This is a genomic window from Lewinella sp. 4G2 (genome assembly GCF_001625015.1).
GTDB lineage: Bacteria > Bacteroidota > Bacteroidia > Chitinophagales > Saprospiraceae > Neolewinella.
In genome coordinates, this window is the sequence record NZ_LVWJ02000014.1 from 3,135,535 (window position 1) to 3,154,124 (window position 18,590).

Below are 18,590 nucleotides of genomic sequence, written 5' to 3' on the forward strand. Positions count from 1 at the left end.
ATGGCAACAACTACAATCCCCCACAGCGGAGTACCCGCAGGTAGCCTCCAAGCTACTGAGGACGATGGTCTGTCCGATATCCTATTTGGACTTTACGACGATGAGGAGAAGCTGTTGGAAGCCGTGAAGGCTGCTAACGCTGCTCACCTCGAGATTGACGACGTTTACACGCCGTTCCCCGTTCACGGGTTAGATCCTCTTCTGGGCCTCGCCGAAAGCCGTCTGCACCAGGCTGGATTCGTCTTTGGTTCTATCGGCTGTCTGTTTGGCTTTGGCTTTATGACGTGGGTATTTACCCGCGATTGGCCGATCATCTTTGGTGGTAAGCCTTACTGGTCCGTACCGGCGTTTATTCCAATCACTTTCGAACTGACGGTTCTTTTTGCTGCGGTAGGAATGGTTCTGGTATTCTACATCATTTGTGGACTGGGCCCCGGTGCAGAGCCTCGCCGTCTGCACGACCGCATAACGGATGACAAGTTCTGTATTGCCTTCGACGCTACGAATGTTGGCAGTGAGCAGACGGACAAGTTCCGCGAGTTCTTCGCTCAAACTGGAGCGGAGTCAGTTCATATGAAACGAACGCACTAAACTGGATCATCCACGGGATTAAGCTTGGCGCAAGCTACTTGGTCCTTCCCTTGCACCTGCGGCAGCGCAGGAAAAATTTAACCGGGCGTCTTCAGGATTCCCACTGATGATATCAAGCATGAAAGATTTGCGCAATTTGGTAATAATGCTCGCTTTTGCGGTAGCTCTCGTATCCTGCGATGCGGAAGACAACTACACGGGAAGTGAGTACATGCCCGACATGGCCCACTCGTTGGCGTTGGAGGCAAATACCTACAACTACTACTATTACAATACGTGGGATGACCGTTCTACGGTAGAACTTGCCAAGTTGGTCTACCCGCGGGTTACGGTTGAAGGTACCGTGCCCCGTGGTTACGCCGGCCGTTACCTGGATGGTGCCCCCGCACCACCGGAAGGAGAGGAAGAACTGCGTAGCTACACGCTCGCTGAGCAGTCCGACAACGGTATTAGCGCGCCGACCAATGGCCACGTTCCTTATTATTACGATGATACTCCCGAAGGCCGTGAACGTGCCATTGCAGAGTTGACGGAAAATCCATTTCCAATCACCGAGGAAGGCATGATCCGCGGCGCGGTGCTCTACAACACCTTCTGTGGAATCTGCCACGGTGCTCAGGGCAATGGCCTTGGCTACATCTACGACGAGGAGCAAAATCCTAATGCTGCCTACCCATTGGCACCAGCGAACTTCCTCACGGATGAGTTCAAAGCAGCCAGTAACGGCCGCTACTATAACGCCATTATGCACGGCTACAACGCAATGGGAGCCTACAAAGACAAGATCTCCTACGAGGAGCGTTGGCAGGTGATTCACTACATCCGCGCCCTGCAGGCTAAGGACGGTAAGTTCCAATACGATCAGGACGGTAATACGTTCAACGCGGCTTTCGGTACTCCGGTAGCCCAGTATGACCCCCGCGCCCGCTCGGTACAAGATGCCGGTGAGCAGATTGGCGGCGTCATCGAAGACGTCGACGTAGAGGATGCGGAAGCAGCGATGGAAAGCGGCCAAATGCGCAAGAAGTAATTACCACCCACTTATTTTAAGGAGTCTGACTCCCAACTATAGATATCTATTGATGGAAACATTTGTATTCTCATCACGCGCTAAAGCGACGACTGGCGGACTGGCCATCTTTGGGCTCATCCTGCTCGTGCTGAGCTATTTCGTTGACGGTGGTGAAGGGCACCACATGCGCTTCTGGACGAACCTGCTACACAACTCCGTCTTCTTTCTGGGGATTGGTGCCTTAGCTGGTTTTGCTTACTGTGCCTTTACGACGGCTTACGCTGGTTGGTTCGTACAGTTCAAGCGGGTCTGGGAAAGCTTCTGGATGTTCCTACTTCCCGGTCTTTTCCTAATGGGAATCATTATCGTTGGTCTGTGGATGCATTCCCACCACATGTACCACTGGAACGATGCTGCGGCCGTTGCGGATGATGCTATCCTGACGCACAAGAGCTCCTTTCTGAATGCATACTGGTATACGGGAGCATCCATCCTATTCGTAGGTGTTTGGTACTTCATGCTCGGAAGAATCCGGAGCATCAGCATTGACGAAGACGCTAACGGTACTACTGCTTTTGAGCACCACGCGCGGATCAAGAAGTACGCGGCTCCATTCCTGGTGATCTTTGGTTTCACCTCAGCAGCTTTGATCTGGCAGTGGATCATGTCTTTGGATAGCCACTGGTACTCAACAATGTTTGCCTGGTACGCAACGGCTTCGTTGTTCGTAGCGATGATGGCACTGACCATCATGCTATTGATCTACCTCAAGAGCCGTGGCTACTACACCGGCATCACGGCGGAGCACTTCCACGATATGGGTAAGTACTTGTTTGCTATCTCCATTTTCTGGACTTACCTGTGGTTTAGCCAGTACATGTTGATCTGGTACGGAAACGTAGGGGAGGAGACGATCTACTTCCGTGAGCGGATGGACAATTACCCAGTTCTGTTCTGGACCAACCTCGGTATCAACTTCCTGCTGCCATTTTTCGTGCTGATGCGGAACGATACCAAGCGGAAAGCGGGTACGCTGTTTTTTGCGGCTGCGTTTGTGTTCTTCGGCCACTGGTTGGACTACTTCCAGATGATTAAGCCAGGTGCCCGCCTAACGCTCATCGAGATGGAACACCACGATGCACACGGTGGACACGGCGAGGAACACGCGACCATGGACGGCCACGGTGCTGACCATAGTGAAGATCACGCCAGCGTTGATGGCCACGGCGACGATCATGACATCGTACCGGGTGAATCCACGGATCACGCAACGAATCGTACCGAAGCGGACCCTGCAGGCGAAGATCACGCGTACGATAACCACAACATCGAGCAGCATCCCGACGCAGTGGAGAGCAACATCCCCGTAGCCGCGAACAACAACCACGGCCCGGGTGGTGATCATAATTTCACCGACCTGGTTACTGCTAGCGATGGAGAAGAGCATTTAAGCCCGTCTGCGGAGTTCAAGTCCGGATACACGCTGCCAGGACTACTGGAGATTGGCATCTTTTTAGGTTTCCTCGGCGGGTTCTTATTCTTCGTGTTGAGCAAACTACAAGAAGCCCCGCTCGAGCCAAAACGTGACCCCTACTTCGAAGAGAGTCTGCACCACCACACCTAGTATTTAGACGACATCTAAACAAAGCCACGGCGGGTAACCAAAATGGTGTAATCGAGTTAAATTTGTGAACAGTCCGGAAACGAGAATTTCTCGCCAGGTTACTGTCTCAATCGTAAGAAAAGCTAACTAACAGCTGATGAAAACATTGATCGTACTTTTCTGTATCGCGTTGATCCTTTTGATCGTGCTACAGATCGCCAAAGTCCGGGATCTTGCCAAGGTTCTCCGGGGCCCGGAGGAGATCGAGGCAAGGAACACTAACATGACTGGCATCTACCTGCTTGGTTTTGTTGGCGTATTTTTGGTTGGTGCCACGCTATCCGCATTCTACTACAAGAATTGGATCCTTGGTTACGGACCACATGAGTCTGCTTCCGAACACGGTGCGCGTATTGACTCGATGATGGGATGGACACTACTCGTTACCTACAGTGTATTCGTACTAACGCATATCCTGCTCTTCTACTACGCCTTCCGGTACCGCACGCGCAAGGGACGTAAGGCCCAGTTTATCAGCCACGACAACACGCTTGAGATCGTTTGGACGGCTGTTCCTGCAATCGTCATGACCTTCCTCGTAATCGGCGGCCTTGATGCCTGGAACGATATCATGGGTGATGTTGGTACGGATGAAGATGTACTGGAAATTGAAGCCACTGGTATCCAATTTTACTGGCAGATGCGCTACCCAGGAGACGATGGGTTATTGGGAACTAAGGACTTCCGTTTGATCACTGGAACCAATTCACTCGGTCAGGACTGGACCGATATGAAGAACGCCGACGACTTTCTCGTGAATGACGTCGTTCTCCCAGTTGACCAGAAGGTTCGGGTACGGATCACGGCCCGCGACGTTCTCCACGATTTTTACCTTCCCCAGTTTCGGGTGAAGATGGATGCAGTACCTGGTCTCCCAACGTTCTTCGTCTTTACTCCTACGAAGACTACCAAAGAGTGGCGTAAGGAATTGAGCGAGTACGAAGAATACCAGATCCCAGATCCTGAGAATCCTGAAAAGATGTTGTGGGAGACCGCCAACTTCGAACTGGCTTGTGCAGAGCTTTGCGGCATTGGCCACTGGTCCATGGCCAGAACCGTTACCATCCTTGAGCGGGATGAGTACGATGCCTGGGCTGCGGAGCAAAAGTCCTATTACATGGAGAACATCCGTGGTACGGATGCAGATCCTAACACCGGTATGCTGATGCCTCAGGAGATCACGCAACGCCGTGCCGAGTTCATGTCCAGCGCCATGGCTGCTCTCGAAACTGAAGATGATACTGACAACACGTTGGTACTCGACTACGTAACCTTTGAAACCGGAAGCGCAAAGCTGACCGAGCTCAGCCAGTACCAATTGGATGACGCCGTCACCTTCTTGATGAAAAATGCAGACGTTTCTGCCATTGCACGCGGCCATACCGACAATACCGGTAACGCAGAGATGAACATGGCACTTAGCGTTAGCCGCGCTGAGGCTGTGAAGAATTATCTGACGGCAAACGGCGTTGACGCCAACCGCTTATCATTTGAAGGATTCGGCCAAGAGCGGCCTCGCGAGACAAATGACACCGAGGAAGGCCGGCAGGCTAACCGACGTACGGAGCTTTACATCACCCGTTCCCTCACCGAGGATGAACAGTTGAGCAAGTAAGCCTATTTTATCCATTAGTATACTATCACAGAAGAACCTCTTTTAAAGCTGAACCATGGCAAGCGCAATCATTACAGCACCGGTGACTCGTGAAGAAGGTCTAATCCAAGAACTGGGTTACGACGATCACTTCCACGACCACCACCACGGGGACAAGTACCAGTCTAACTTCGTCTCTCACTACATCTTCTCGATGGATCACAAGATGATCGCCAAGCAGTTCCTGATCACGGGAATGATGTGGGCAATCATCGGTGGCTTGATGTCACTCGTTTTCCGTCTTCAGTTGGGTTTTCCCGAGGAAAGCATCGCTTTTCTCAAGCCGGTACTCGGTAAGTGGATTGCCGTAAACAGTGACGGCATTGGTACGCTCACCCAGGATTTTTACTATGCTTTGGTGACGATGCACGGTACAATTCTGGTTTTCTTCGTACTAACGGCGGGCCTTTCGGGTACTTTCTCGAATCTGCTTATTCCGTTGATGATTGGTGCTCGTGACATGGCATCTCCATTGCTGAACATGTTGAGCTACTGGTTCTTCTTCATTTCTGGTATGGTAATGTTCTCGTCACTCTTCCTCTCTACCGGCCCATTTGCGGGAGGTTGGGTTGCGTACCCACCGCTGTCGGCATTGCCGCAAGCTATGGACGGTTCCGGTGCAGGTATGACGCTCTGGACCATTTCCTTGGTTCTCTTCGTAGTATCCGTCCTTCTTGGTGGTGTGAACTACATTACTACCGTCCTGAACCTTCGTACGAAAGGAATGAGTATGTGGCGTTTGCCACTTCCTATTTGGGCGTTCTTCGTAACGGCAATCATTGGTCTCCTTTCCTTCCCAGTATTGACCTCTGCCTTCTTCCTGATGATGTTGGACCGTGGTATCGGTACCAGCTTCTACCTGAGTGATATCTACATTGGTGGAGCAGCACTAGACCACGTCGGTGGTTCGCCGATCCTTTACCAGCACCTTTTCTGGTTCCTGGGTCACCCGGAGGTATACATCATTATCCTTCCGGCGATGGGTATCGTATCCGAGGTACTATCCGTACACGCTCGCAAGCCAATTTTTGGCTACAAGGCGATGGTATTCTCCATTCTGGCGATTGCCTTCCTGTCCTTTATTGTTTGGGCTCACCATATGTTTATGTCCGGTGTAAACCCGTTCATCTCTAACTTCTTCGTGATCTTCACGCTGATCATTGCTGTGCCTTCCGCGGTAAAGGTCTTCAACTGGATTGCAACGCTCTACGGAGGTAACATTCGCTTCAATCCCGCCAGCCTTTTTGGTATCGGGTTCGTTTCGATGTTCATCTCCGGTGGTCTCACTGGTATCTGGTTGGGTAACTCCACGCTAGATATTCAGCTCCACGATACTTACTTCGTTGTTGCTCACTTTCACATTGTGATGGGTGTTGCTGCCTTCTTTGGTATGTACGCTGGTGTTTACCACTGGTTCCCCAAAATGTACGGTCGCTTTATGAATGAGACCCTCGGCAAGTTCCACTTCTGGGGTACGATCATTGGCGCTTACTGCGTGTTCTGGCCCATGCACTACCTCGGTATGGCTGGTGTGCCCCGTCGTTACTACAGCTTCGATGCCTTCAAGACTTTCGGTCACTTCGACGGCATGAACAAGTTCATCACAATTGCTGCGATCATCACTTTCGGTTTCCAGCTCCTCTTCGTGATCAACTTCTTCTACTCCATCTGGAAAGGGCGCAAGCTTAAGCAGCAGAACCCATACAACGCGAACACGCTCGAATGGACAACTCCAATCGAAGTTGGCCACGGCAACTGGCCGGGCAAGCTTCCAGCCGTTCAGCGCTGGGCTTACGACTACGGAAAAGATGGTCGCGAATTTATCCCACAAGTGGAACCAATCGGAGAAAACGAGTCTCCGGCTCACTAGACAAGTTTACCCTAGCCGAATTCTTTTCGGCTTCGGTTGATGTCTTCGTGACTACCGATATAATAGCAACCCGTAGTCCTTCAGCTTTGCTGTATGCTACGGGTTGCTTTAATTAATCCCCCCACTCTTAACAGCAGCCGTTTCGTGAAGAACCAAGCTACAAGCCAGCAGGAAATCAATGCTACCAGTTCCTGGTTAGCCGATCTCGCCGCGTTGGTAAAGTTTCGGCTGTCGGCGACAGTGGTGCTATCGTCAGTGCTGGCTTACCTGATTGCCCTGGGCTCCGGCGCTTTTAGCTGGTGGGCGATTACGGTGCTGACCCTGGGTGGATTTCTAACTACGTCAGCGGCTAACATTCTGAATGAGCTGCTGGAGAAAGATTACGATGTGCTCATGGAGCGCACAAAATCCCGCCCGCTCGCGACCGGTCGGTTGAATAGCTCCAATGCACTATTGATGGCAGGTTTTGCCAGTATTGGTGGAATTACCTTCCTGGCTCTGTTCAATCCTTGGACGGCCTTTCTGGGAATGGTGTCACTCATCAGTTACGCTTTTGTGTACACACCACTCAAGAGAGTAGGACCAATAGCGGTTCTGGTTGGCGCTATACCAGGGGCACTTCCAGCATTGATTGGGTGTGCTGCCGCGGAGGGCAGCATTACTACGTTGGGCCTGACCTTGTTCGCCATTCAGTTCTTCTGGCAGTTACCCCACTTTTACGCAATTGGGTACCTAGGGTTTGATGACTATCGTAAAGCAGGGTTCAAACTGGTTCCAGCCATTGGAGAAGAAGCCGATACTGCGACACTCGGAAGGGATGCTGTAGCTTCAACCCTAATATTGCTTCCACTGGGCGTGCTGCCTTTCTTTTTGGGTATTACTTCCCTTTGGGCAGTCCTACTCGTTACGCTGCTCGGACTGGCGTTCACTTATTTTGCCATGCGGTTCAGTCGGTTGCCTAACCGGAAGACTGCACTATCCATGATGTTCTTCTCTTTTGCCTACCTACCGCTGGCCTTTACCATTTACTGGTTGGGCCACCAAACCGCGTTAATCTGAGTGCTATGGAAAAGATAACTATCGACAACAGACTTTTGGGAGACGGGCATGAACGCAGCCTGGCATCTCCGGCACGCCACAATAAGATCCACCCTAAGAAACTAGCGCTGTGGGTTGGGCTGGTAAGCTTGGTAATGATGTTTACCGCACTGACCTCCGCCTTCATTGTGCGCCGGGCGGCGGGTAACTGGCTGGAATTCTCGATTCCCTCTATTTTCTACATCAATACTTTGGTCATCCTGGGTAGTAGTATAACTTTGCACGCTGCTTACGTAGCCTTCAAACGAGAAGCTGCGGCGGCCTACAAGTTCCTGCTTGGAATCACCTTTATCCTTGGGATTGCCTTCGTCGTACTCCAGTACGTAGGTTGGGAGGATCTCGCTGCGAGCGGTGTGCCCCTGAAGATCAACCCAAGTGGAGATTTCATCTATGCTATCAGTGGCTTACACGCGCTGCACGTCATAGGTGGAATTGCGATCTTGTTGGTAGCCTTGATAATGGCTTTCATTTTACCACTGAAGGCTACCCCCGCCAGGAAGCTGCGGCTAGAATTGACGCTGACTTACTGGCATTTCGTTGATGCACTCTGGATCTACCTCATCGTTTTCCTGAGTTTGCAACGATAATATTGATAACCAAAACTACGCACTGCCTCCGTGGTAGTGCCGCACCCATCTACAGTTAAATAAATTACACATGGCCGAAGAAACGGACATTCTAGTCGCCGCGGAGCACGATCATTCAGATCACAATGCGTCCTGGGAAGGTGGTGATGCCAAGCCGTTTGAGGCTTCCTACGGGAAGCTGATGATGTGGTATTTCCTACTCTCCGATGCATTCACTTTCGCTGGTTTCCTGATTGCGTACGGTACGTTGCGTTTTTCAAGCCCCAGCTGGCCGGTACCCGATAGCGTATTTAACACGGCGCCGTTTGGTATCCACGGCATGCCGCTGATCTTCGTTACGTTCATGTCCTTTCTCCTGATCATTAGCTCGGGAACTATGGTGCGTGCCGTACAGGAAGGTGCCCGTGAAAACAAGCGTGGGGTAGTATTTTGGATGTTACTCACCGTTATTGGTGGCGCTGGTTTCCTTGGCTGCCAGGCATGGGAGTGGAATAACCTAATCAACGTCGAGCACATGACCGTTACTACGAATCCATTCGGGACGTACACGGAGAACGGCTTCTACCTGGACCCAGAAACTGGAGAACCGACCTCCGAGGAAGTCGTAGCGGGAGAGACTTATCTGCTTCACCTAGCTGGAGCTAGCCACGGGGAAGGACACGAAGGGGAAGAAGAGTCCTTCGACTACGGTGCTACACCCGGCAATTACGCTGGCTACGAGATCAACGAGGAGAACATGTTCATCCGCCGCAAATTTGTTGTCTCTGGCGGCGATCGTGACGGTGAAATTATGACCCAGCAGCTGGGGCCAACAGCTTTCGGTGCGCTCTTCTTTGGTATCACTGGCTTCCACGGCTTCCACGTACTGACGGGTGTTGTGTTCCTACTGATTATCCTGATCAACGCCGGTAGCGGTGTCTATGCTGCACGCCAGAACGGCTACGAAATGGTCGAGAAGATCGGTTTGTACTGGCACTTTGTCGACCTGGTTTGGGTCTTCGTCTTTCTGGTATTCTACCTCCTGTAATCACTGCCGTCCATCTAACCGAACTAAAAATATAATACTATGGCCAGCCACGCTAGCTACGAAGAACAAACAGCCGCGGTATGGAAGGGACTTGGTCTCCTCGCATTCGTGACCCTCGTTGAGGTAGGATTATCCCTGCTCAAAGCTACGGATTGGGCGAAGGATATCCAGTGGGTATTCGTTGCCGCCGCCGTCCTTATCATCGCGCTTTCCATTTACAAGGCTTACTTCATCATTTACGAGTTCATGCACATGGCTTACGAGGTGAAGGGTCTTGCCATGACGGTCCTACTCCCCGTCTTCCTTTTAGTTTGGGCGGTCATCGCCTTCTTCTACGAAGGTGGCGCCTGGAAGGAGAACCGCGAGAAGGTACAGGAACTGAACAACCGCACTGAATTGGTTACACCCTCCGATCCGGTTGGAATGAATGAGGATTACGCTCCGTTTGAATAGAACGGAGATCTACCTCCAACAAACGCTGTCACTTAGTAGGTGGCGGCGTTTTTTGTTTCTGCTCCTATCCCTTGGCATTGCACCTGCGGCAGCGCCAAATGAACGTAAGCACCGCCCATTTCAAGGCTACCGTCATATTTGAAAAAAGGGTAAACCCTTCGGGCGAAGATTCCTTCTTCTTTTACAGCAGTGCACCTATGGCAAAATCTAAGAATTTTCTCACACCGATCATTGTGATCTTCCTCTTGGTAGGCTTTCCCGCTATTTCCTACTACTACCTGAGTACTGGATTTGATTACCGCAAGGAGGCGATCTTAACGCAGGGTGATTTTGGTAAAATGCCGGATCTTTTGGCGCTGACGCAGGTGCGGGGTAAGTTACCGAGCAAGCTCCGCGGAAGCATGGTAGTTGTTGGGTGGCTGAACCCTAATAATGTCTCAGCAGCGGGGAAATATGGCAATATGTTGGACAGCCTCTACAACCAATTTGAGGATAGCCCCAATCTACACTTCACGACGGTTGTACCGGCTAGTAACGGTAAGGCGGCAGCTGATCAGTTTGCCACCACGCACAATCTGCCCGATACAGAAATGCTAAGCTTTTTGGAGGCCGACGCTACTACCTATGCCTCTACGGCGGAAGCATTTCAACTGCCACTGGGGGAAGACTCCCCCGGCCAACGGCCCATCGTTGCCTTGGTCGACAGTTCGCAGACGATCGTAAAACACTACGACTTGGGTAATCGCCAAGAAGCCATTGGGCTGGTTGAGTTGATCTCGGTTATCATCCCATTGCCAGAGCGCCAGGACATTCTGTTGAACCGCAAGAAAGAATTGTAGCATGGAAGCTAAAACGTACCCTCAGCTGCCAACGATTCCTGAAAAGGAAGGCGCCCTTAAAATTGCTATTATCATTGCTTCAGTCGCAGTGACCGCACTGGTGGTGCTTATGCGCTACGTAAAGCTACCCGTACCGGAAAGCTGGGACGTAGGCTTTCTACCCGCCGCAAATGCAATGCTAAATGCGTTGACGGCCGTGGCTTTGGTGTTCAGCCTATACTTCGTGAAGAAAGGGCAGGTGGTCAAGCACCGTAACGCCAATGGAATTGCACTAGGCTTATCGGTAGTGTTTCTGTTGTGTTACGTCACCTACCACTTTACAACTCCCGAAGTGAAGTTTGGCGACGCCGATTTGGACGGAGTAATTAGTGCAAGCGAAGCCGCCGCCGTGGCTGGAACCCGTACAGTTTACCTGCTGATCCTTATCTCCCACATCACACTTGCTGGAATCTTGCTGCCATTCATCTTATGGACGACGATGTACAGTCTGGTAGGAAAGTACGCGCAGCATCGCCGGCTCTCCAAAATTGTGTGGCCGCTATGGATGTACGTGGCCATCACCGGCCCGGTAGTTTACTTGATGCTGCGAGAATACTACCCTTGATCACCAGCAACTATCCACTTACCGTTTCGTTTACTTTTTGCGTCTTCACCCAAATTAGTACTGTATGAAAAATTCAATGATTGCGTGGGTTTTACTGCTTTGCATCCTGGTGCTGCCGCTGGGTGATCTCTTGTCGCAGTGCCCGATGTGCCGCGCCACGGCTGAGTCTAATTTGGCGAATGGTGGGACGGAAGGCCAGGGCCTCAACAACGGTATTTTGTACATGCTCGGAATGCCATATGTTCTTATCGGTACGATTGCTTTCTTGTGGTGGAAAAACCGACGTGGCGACGAAGAGGCGGAACCCCTACAAAATTTGAATTAGTGAAGTATAAATGGTTGCTCTTCGATGCGGACAACACCCTTTGGGATTTCAGTGCCGCTGAAGCCGCCGCACTGGAGAAAGTGCTACTGTCTACGGACATTGTCTGGTCTCAAGATGTCTTGGCGGATTACCGAACAATCAATCATAAAGCATGGTCGGATTACGAAGCTGGTGTCCTGCCTAAGTCACAGTTGAGGACGATCCGTTTTAAACGGTTGCTCGAAGCTTACCAAGTAGATCACCCCGCGGAGGAGCTCTCCCTTAACTATCGGAATTATTTGGCGCAGAGTACACACATGCTTCCCGGAGCGCTGGATCTGCTGAATAAATGCAACGGCGAATATCAATTGGGTTTAATCACGAACGGGCTGAAGGAGGTACAGCGACCACGGCTAGCCGCCACGCAATTATCCCCCTATTTTGAATTCATCGTCATCTCCGACGAGATAGGAGTAGCCAAACCTTCCGCTGCATTCTTCGACGTAGCCTACGAGCAAATGGGTGGGGTAGAAAAGCACGAAGTCCTCGTCATCGGGGATAATCCGAACGCAGACGTAGCGGGTGCCCTAGCTTACGGCTTTGACGCTTGCTGGTTGCGCCATCCCGGAGTCGCCGACAGAAAGCACTTAGGCGAGACTTACCGCATTCGTGACATCCGTGAATTAGAGCAGGTACTAGCGTAAAGGAAATATGACGAAGCAGGAGAAAGCCAATGACATCCATCGGATTCTGGAGGAATTGTATCCCGTCGTTCCCGTACCCTTGGATCACAAGGACCCCTTCACCTTGTTGGTAGCCGTATTACTCAGCGCCCAGTGCACGGACGTGCGAGTCAATCAGGTCACACCAGCCCTATGGGATTTGGCCGACAACCCCCTGGAGATGCAGGAGCAAGACGCGGACGATATCCGCGCCATCATCCGACCCTGTGGCCTTTCGCCCCGTAAGAGTAAAGCCATCAAGGAGCTGAGCCGAATCATCGTAGAGGAGCACGGCGGGGAAGTCCCCCAGGACTGGGAGGCGCTGGAAGCCCTGCCCGGAGTGGGGCACAAGACGGCTTCCGTGGTGATGAGTCAGGCGTTTGGTATTCCTGCCTTCCCCGTGGACACCCACATTCATCGCCTGGCTTACCGTTGGGGACTGACGACGGGAAAGAACGTCGAAAAGACCGAGAAAGACCTGAAGCGACTCTTTCCAAGAGAGCACTGGAACCGCCTTCACTTACAGATCATTTTCTTTGGCCGGGAGTACTGCCCGGCGCGTGGCCACCGCATGCGGGATTGCCCCATCTGTTCTCTCTACGGCAGAAAGTCACTGCTCAATAAGGAAAAGGTATAGCGGGAACGGCCTTTTAAACGCGGAAGGAAGGAGTTGGCGCACACCGAGTGAGTCGAGCTCTTTCGAGCCTAAATGGTACCGTATATTGCGGTGACCTCAAAAGCTAATTGTCATCCTTAAAGCCAAAGAAAAAGCGAAGAAGAAGAGCCGTGCGACCTCAACCAGAGTCCTGCGGTGGGTGCTGGGCCTGAGCGCCGTAGCCATCATTTCGTTGCTGTACCCAGACCGGTTAAAGTTTCCCTTTGAGTTTGAGCGCGGACAGATCTGGCGGTACGAAGACCTACGCGCCCCCTACGATATACCCATCCTGAAGCCGGGTGACCAATTTCGAATCGACGTAGAAAATGCGGTAGCGTCAAGTAACCCCGTCTACGTGTTTGACCCAACGGTAGCGCGAACGGCGAGGGAGGCATTTTTATCCCAGTTTGCCGTAGAGCTGGATAGTGCTCGGTCGAGAGCAGACAACCCCGATTTGCTGCGGCAACCCGAGCGGCACCGCCGCTACGGGCTGAGGGTCCTGGATAAACTTTACGGGCAGGGCATCATCATGGCCCGCGATAAGGATGAGATGAACGGCATGGAAACCGTTATCACTACCATCAACGGCAGTGAACAGAAGGACCGGACCATTGCTCAGTTCTACACCCCGGGGGATGCCGTGCAGTGGCTGGAGGATAGTTTGTTTTATACGGACTTGAAAAGCCCAGAGTTCCTACTTGGGTTGCTGGAAGATAAACTTGAACACAACGTCTTCTACAACGATAGTCTGACCAATCGCTTTCAGGCCATGGCGCGTGACCGAGTGGGTAAATATGACGGCTTGGTGCGGGAGCGTGACCTCATCATCCGGCAGGGGGATCGGGTAACGGAGGACATTCACCAAAAGCTCCTCAGCTACCAGGATGTCTACCAGTCCAATCTGCAGACGGACCGCTCCTTTTGGTCCATCTTCGGAGGCTTTGCCATTCAGGTGGCTCTGGTATTAGGTCTTCTGTTTTTGTACCTAAGGCGGTTCTTTCCGAGGGTTTACAGCCGGGCATCAAGTTTGATCCTGCTGCTCATGTGGCCGGTACTCTACGCGTTGTTGGTCCGGACGGTCGATGCTACGATAGGCATTAGCCCGTGGCTTATTCCGTTCTGTATTGTGCCAATGGTCATCCGTATTTTCTTTACGGAACGGCTGGCCTTCTTCGTGCACGTGGTGGTTGTCCTGATTGCTAGCTTCCTCACGAGCTTGGGTTTCACTTTTACCTTCTTGAGTATCATGGCGGGTGCGGTGGTCATCGTAATGGACGTCGAGACCCGGGATATGGGAAGGTACTTCAGAAGTTTGCTGGTCCTATTTGCCTTTTACTGTATCGGTTACATCGGCCTGGAGTTACTGCGTGGTGGAACGTGGCGGACAGTCGATTACCTCACCCTGGGCTGGATTGGTGCTAACGTATTTCTGGTACTCCTGGCCCATCCCCTTATACCGTTGATTGAGCGAATTTTTGGTTTTACTTCACCCATTACGCTTTCGGAGTTGAGTGATATGAACCGGCCATTGCTGGAGAAATTAGCCCGGCAGGCGGCAGGGACGTGGCAGCATTCCCTTAACGTAGCTAACCTCTCTGAGCAGGCTGCTCGCGCCATTGGGGCGGATGCCTTGCTGGTTAAGACTGCGGCGCTTTACCACGACATTGGTAAAATCAAGAACCCGGGGTACTTCATCGAAAATCAGAATGGCCCGAACCCACACGATAAGCTTGGCCCCAAGGAAAGCGCGAAGATCATTATCAGCCACGTTACGGATGGGGTGGCCATGGCCAGCAAGGCCGGGCTGCCACCGGTGATCATTGACTTCATTCGTACCCATCACGGCAAGACGCGGACGGAATACTTCTACCGGACGTACGTTAAGGATAACCCTGCGGGAGAGGCCGAAGAAGCCACCTTTCGGTATCCGGGCCCCCTTCCCATTACGAAGGAGCAGACCATTTTGATGATTGCCGATAGTGTGGAGGCGGCGAGCAAAAGCCTCAAGAGCCCAACCGAGGAAGAGCTGTACAGCTTCATCGATAAGATCATCGACGGTAAACTGCTTTCGGGACAGTTGGAGGAGAGCAACCTCTCTTTCAGTGAATTGGAGGTCTGCCGTAAGACGTTCAAAACGATCCTCAAGAGCGCCAATCACGTACGGATCGCTTACCCAAAAAAGGAAGAGGAATAAGACGATCCGGGCGGGCAAACAGCTACCTTTGCGGCCCGAAATCAAGCCTGCGCTATGGTCACCTTTTTCTTTGCTACCCTGGGTTCCCTCTTCTCGGTTGTCAATCCCTTCGGAGCGATCCCTATTTACCTGACGTTGACGAGTGAGATGACGCCCGCTGACCGAAGTAACACGGCACTCAAGACCTCCATTTGGTTTGCCCTGATTCTGGTCACGTTTTTTCTGGGCGGCAGCGCTATCCTTAACTTTTTTGGCATTACCCTCAACGCACTTCAGATCGCCGGCGGCGTCATCATCGTAAATAGTGGTTTCGGATTGCTGAACTCCAAATTCCAGGAACGCAGGATGGACGACGATATGCAAACGGAGGCGGAAGAAATGGATGACGTCAGCTTTACCCCGATGGCCATGCCCATGCTTTCCGGCCCGGGTAGTATCTCGCTACTCATTGGTCTTTTCGCAGCTCAGAGCGAATGGGTGAGTCGGGGCCTCATCATCGGCGTCATCCTGACCATGGCCGGATTGATCTACGGAACACTCCGGTTGGCTCCCGTACTGGACCGACTGCTGGGGCGTACCGGTCTTGCTGCACTGAGCCGGATCATGGGATTCCTGGTAATGAGTATTGGGATACAGATGCTGATGGCCGGCGTCGTTGACCTGGTGAAGAGTCTGCTCTAATTGAGACGAGCGACTGAATTAGTACTCCTTTGGATTGATATTAATAAGTGGCCTGGCCGTTAGGCATTCCACTTAAAGGCGGTTTAACGGACCCGTCCTGCGTTCTATCCTTTGGGGGTTGTGTAGCTGCGTGGTATGTTTATGGCTTTAGTCACCATGCAATTTCACTGATGAATCGTCTTCCCTTATTTTTTGCGGCCTCCCTTCTATTGGTGGTTGCTTGTAATTCTACCAAGGTAACACAAGAGGCTTCGGTGCCCGTTCCTACTTCCCCGGCACCTGCGGCAGCGCCCGCTGCTGTGATGAGTGCTTCGGTGGGTAACGGTATGCGGGCCTCAGCGCTTGATTCAGAACGGTACCGGGAATTGCAACACGGAGTGCCGACATTCAGCTTTTTGAGTGCGGAGCAAAATGCATTCGTCGCCAGTGAAGTAGCCCGTCTTACACTTAAGCAGAAGGCTGGCCAAATGACCCAGGTGGCGATGGACCTGCTATTCAAAGGAGATACCTACGTACTGACGACACCCGCAGAGTACGACATGGATAAGGTGCAGAGAATCCTTGGTGATCTGGAAGTAGGTTCGATCCTGAACCACCCCAGTAACAATTGGGTGGGCCCGGAGCAGTGGTACCAGTACATGCAGCTCATTCAGAATAAGGCGATGGCGACAACCGGCGTGCCGGTCCTATTTGGGCAGGATGCCATTCACGGCGCCAACTACATCGATGGCGCTACCCTGTACGCACAGCCACTCGGAGTGGCCGCCAGCTTTAATAAATCGCTGACGGAGGAACTTGCCGCCATGACGGCATACCAACTGAAGGCCGCCAGCATCCCCTGGAACTTCAGCCCAGCGATGGACGTTGGCCGCAACCCCGCCTGGCCCCGGACCTGGGAAAGCTTCGGCGAAGACGTATACCTGAACCTGACGATGGGGGAAGCCATGCTCCGTGGCTACCAGGGTAATGACGTTACCGCTGACGACAAGGTAGTCGCCTGCCTGAAACACTTCACCGGCTACGGAAGCCCACTTTCGGGCCGCGACCGTAGCCCCGCCTACATTCCGGAACGGCAGTTGCGCGAGTACTACCTGCCGCAGTACGCCAATGCCATCGACAAGGGAGCCCTCTCCGTAATGATCAACTCGGGTGAGATCAACGGCGTACCCACCCACGCTAATCGCTGGTTACTGACCGACGTGCTGCGCGGAGAATTAGGTTTCGAGGGCCTAGCCGTTTCGGACTGGGAGGACGTACGCTTCCTGAACTACCGTTACCGGATCGCCGAAAACCTGAAAGCCGCCGTTAAACTATCCGTCGACGCTGGAATGGACATGAGCATGACCGCCGCCTTCACGGACTTCCCCGTACTCCTGAAGGAACTGGTTGAAGAAGGAAGCATCCCCATGGCACGCATCGACCGCTCCGTAGCGCGCATCATCGCCCTCAAGGTGAAGGCGGGGCTGTACGAGCAGCACGTTTGGAACCCGGCTGACTTCGAAAAATTTGGAAGCGAAGACCACGCGGCTTTATCCCTGCAGTCCGCCGAAGAAGCGATTGTTCTGCTCAAGAATGATGGACTGCAACTACCCTTAAAAAATGGCCAAACCATCTTCTTAACCGGACCGACGGCAGATAATATGCGCAGCCTCAACGGTGGGTGGACCTACAGCTGGCAGGGAGAAAATGGCGACAAGTTCCTCGGTGATTACCACACCATCAAAGAAGCGCTTCAAACCAAATTCGATGGCCGGGTACAATACGCTGAGGGCGTTAGTTTTAGCCGGGAGCAGAACATCGCCCAAGCCCTGGAACTCGCGAAAAAAACCGACGTAATCGTCGTCTGTTTGGGAGAAAGTTCCTACACGGAGATTGAGGGCAATATCGATAACCTTGATCTACCCAGTGACCAGCGGGACTACTACGATCAACTCGTAGCGCTCGGCAAACCGATCGTGCTGGTGATGGCCGCTGGTCGCCCCAGAATTATGACGGATCTAGCAGCCAAAGCCCAATCCGTACTCTACCTGCCGTATCCCGGCCCGAGGGCGGGTGATGCGCTGGCCAATATCCTGTCGGGAGACACCAACCCTAGCGGCCGCCTCCCGCTGACTTATCCACGAGCCGCAAACGCCATCGTGGCCTACGATCACAAAACGGTGGAGATCGTGAAGAATGGCCATAACCCACTGTTCGGATTTGGCCATGGGTTGAGCTACTCCACCTTCACGTACGGTGACCTCCAACTCTCTAGCCCCGAACTGACCGGAAGCAATTCCGTCACTGTTTCCGTGACGGTGACTAACGAGGGAGACCGCGCCGGTAAACACTCCGTGCTGCTATTTTCTAAGGATGAATACGCGAGCATCACGCCCAATATGCGGCGCTTGCGCGCTTTCGAAAAGCTTGAGTTAGCTCCGGGAGCCAGCCAACGTGTGACGTTCACCATCGACGCTGATGACCTAAGCTTCATCGATATTGACCACAACCGCATCACCGAGCCTGGTGAGTTTACCCTGATGGTAGGAGACAAAAAAGCTACGCTGAATTACGTGGCTAAGTAAATCTTAATCGACAATAATTAACTCAGTCACTGGAGCTATCTGGTAGGAAAAGTGGCCCGTCGGAATTCTTTC

The 18,590-nt window shown here is 52.4% G+C and carries 17 protein-coding genes; all 17 read left to right on the forward strand.

Annotated features, from left to right (window positions below; all coding sequences use genetic code 11):
• Positions 1-591 carry a DUF3341 domain-containing protein gene (locus A3850_RS13000; RefSeq protein WP_082921797.1) on the forward strand — a complete coding sequence of 197 codons (591 nt, stop codon included), beginning with the start codon at positions 1-3 and terminating at the stop codon, positions 589-591.
• Positions 592-736: 145 nt separating this feature from the next.
• The gene (locus tag A3850_RS13005) at positions 737-1,621 is read left to right on the forward strand and encodes a cytochrome c (protein WP_231915323.1); all 885 of its coding nucleotides are present in this window, start codon (positions 737-739) and stop codon (positions 1,619-1,621) included.
• Positions 1,622-1,673: 52 nt separating this feature from the next.
• Positions 1,674-3,227: a hypothetical protein gene (locus A3850_RS13010; RefSeq protein ID WP_068217140.1), complete on the forward strand. Its 1,554-nt coding sequence runs from the start codon at positions 1,674-1,676 to the stop codon at positions 3,225-3,227.
• A gap of 136 nt (positions 3,228-3,363) precedes the next feature.
• On the forward strand, positions 3,364-4,881 hold the full coding sequence (locus tag A3850_RS13015; protein ID WP_068217143.1) for an OmpA family protein: 1,518 nt from the start codon (positions 3,364-3,366) through the stop codon (positions 4,879-4,881).
• 55 nt (positions 4,882-4,936) lie between these two features.
• Positions 4,937-6,790 carry a cbb3-type cytochrome c oxidase subunit I gene (locus tag A3850_RS13020; RefSeq protein WP_068217148.1) on the forward strand — a complete coding sequence of 618 codons (1,854 nt, stop codon included), beginning with the start codon at positions 4,937-4,939 and terminating at the stop codon, positions 6,788-6,790.
• Positions 6,791-6,934: 144 nt separating this feature from the next.
• Positions 6,935-7,849: a heme o synthase gene (gene cyoE / locus A3850_RS13025; protein WP_068219774.1), complete on the forward strand. Its 915-nt coding sequence runs from the start codon at positions 6,935-6,937 to the stop codon at positions 7,847-7,849.
• Positions 7,850-7,854: 5 nt separating this feature from the next.
• Positions 7,855-8,475 (forward strand): heme-copper oxidase subunit III, encoded by a 621-nt coding sequence (locus tag A3850_RS13030; protein ID WP_082921799.1) that lies wholly within the window; start codon positions 7,855-7,857, stop codon positions 8,473-8,475.
• Between the two features lie 70 nt (positions 8,476-8,545).
• On the forward strand, positions 8,546-9,502 hold the full coding sequence (locus A3850_RS13035; protein ID WP_068217153.1) for a cytochrome c oxidase subunit 3: 957 nt from the start codon (positions 8,546-8,548) through the stop codon (positions 9,500-9,502).
• A gap of 39 nt (positions 9,503-9,541) precedes the next feature.
• Positions 9,542-9,955 (forward strand): cytochrome C oxidase subunit IV family protein, encoded by a 414-nt coding sequence (locus A3850_RS13040; protein WP_082921800.1) that lies wholly within the window; start codon positions 9,542-9,544, stop codon positions 9,953-9,955.
• A gap of 197 nt (positions 9,956-10,152) precedes the next feature.
• Positions 10,153-10,794, forward strand: coding sequence for a hypothetical protein (locus A3850_RS13045; RefSeq protein WP_157501137.1), 642 nt, complete (start codon positions 10,153-10,155; stop codon positions 10,792-10,794).
• A gap of 1 nt (position 10,795) precedes the next feature.
• Complete coding sequence (locus tag A3850_RS13050) at positions 10,796-11,398, forward strand: DUF420 domain-containing protein (protein WP_068217157.1); 603 nt, start codon at positions 10,796-10,798, stop codon at positions 11,396-11,398.
• Positions 11,399-11,462: 64 nt separating this feature from the next.
• Positions 11,463-11,723: a hypothetical protein gene (locus tag A3850_RS13055; RefSeq protein WP_068217158.1), complete on the forward strand. Its 261-nt coding sequence runs from the start codon at positions 11,463-11,465 to the stop codon at positions 11,721-11,723.
• Positions 11,723-12,406: a YjjG family noncanonical pyrimidine nucleotidase gene (locus tag A3850_RS13060; protein WP_068217160.1), complete on the forward strand. Its 684-nt coding sequence runs from the start codon at positions 11,723-11,725 to the stop codon at positions 12,404-12,406. Before A3850_RS13055 ends, A3850_RS13060 begins: the two co-directional genes overlap by 1 nt.
• Positions 12,407-12,413: 7 nt before the next feature.
• Positions 12,414-13,061: an endonuclease III gene (gene nth, locus A3850_RS13065; RefSeq protein ID WP_068217162.1), complete on the forward strand. Its 648-nt coding sequence runs from the start codon at positions 12,414-12,416 to the stop codon at positions 13,059-13,061.
• Positions 13,062-13,239: 178 nt separating this feature from the next.
• Positions 13,240-15,273 (forward strand): HD family phosphohydrolase, encoded by a 2,034-nt coding sequence (locus A3850_RS13070; protein ID WP_082921802.1) that lies wholly within the window; start codon positions 13,240-13,242, stop codon positions 15,271-15,273.
• Positions 15,274-15,327: 54 nt separating this feature from the next.
• On the forward strand, positions 15,328-15,954 hold the full coding sequence (locus A3850_RS13075) for a MarC family protein (RefSeq protein ID WP_068217169.1): 627 nt from the start codon (positions 15,328-15,330) through the stop codon (positions 15,952-15,954).
• Between the two features lie 170 nt (positions 15,955-16,124).
• Positions 16,125-18,518: a glycoside hydrolase family 3 N-terminal domain-containing protein gene (locus A3850_RS13080; RefSeq protein WP_082921803.1), complete on the forward strand. Its 2,394-nt coding sequence runs from the start codon at positions 16,125-16,127 to the stop codon at positions 18,516-18,518.
• Positions 18,519-18,590 lie beyond the last annotated feature (72 nt).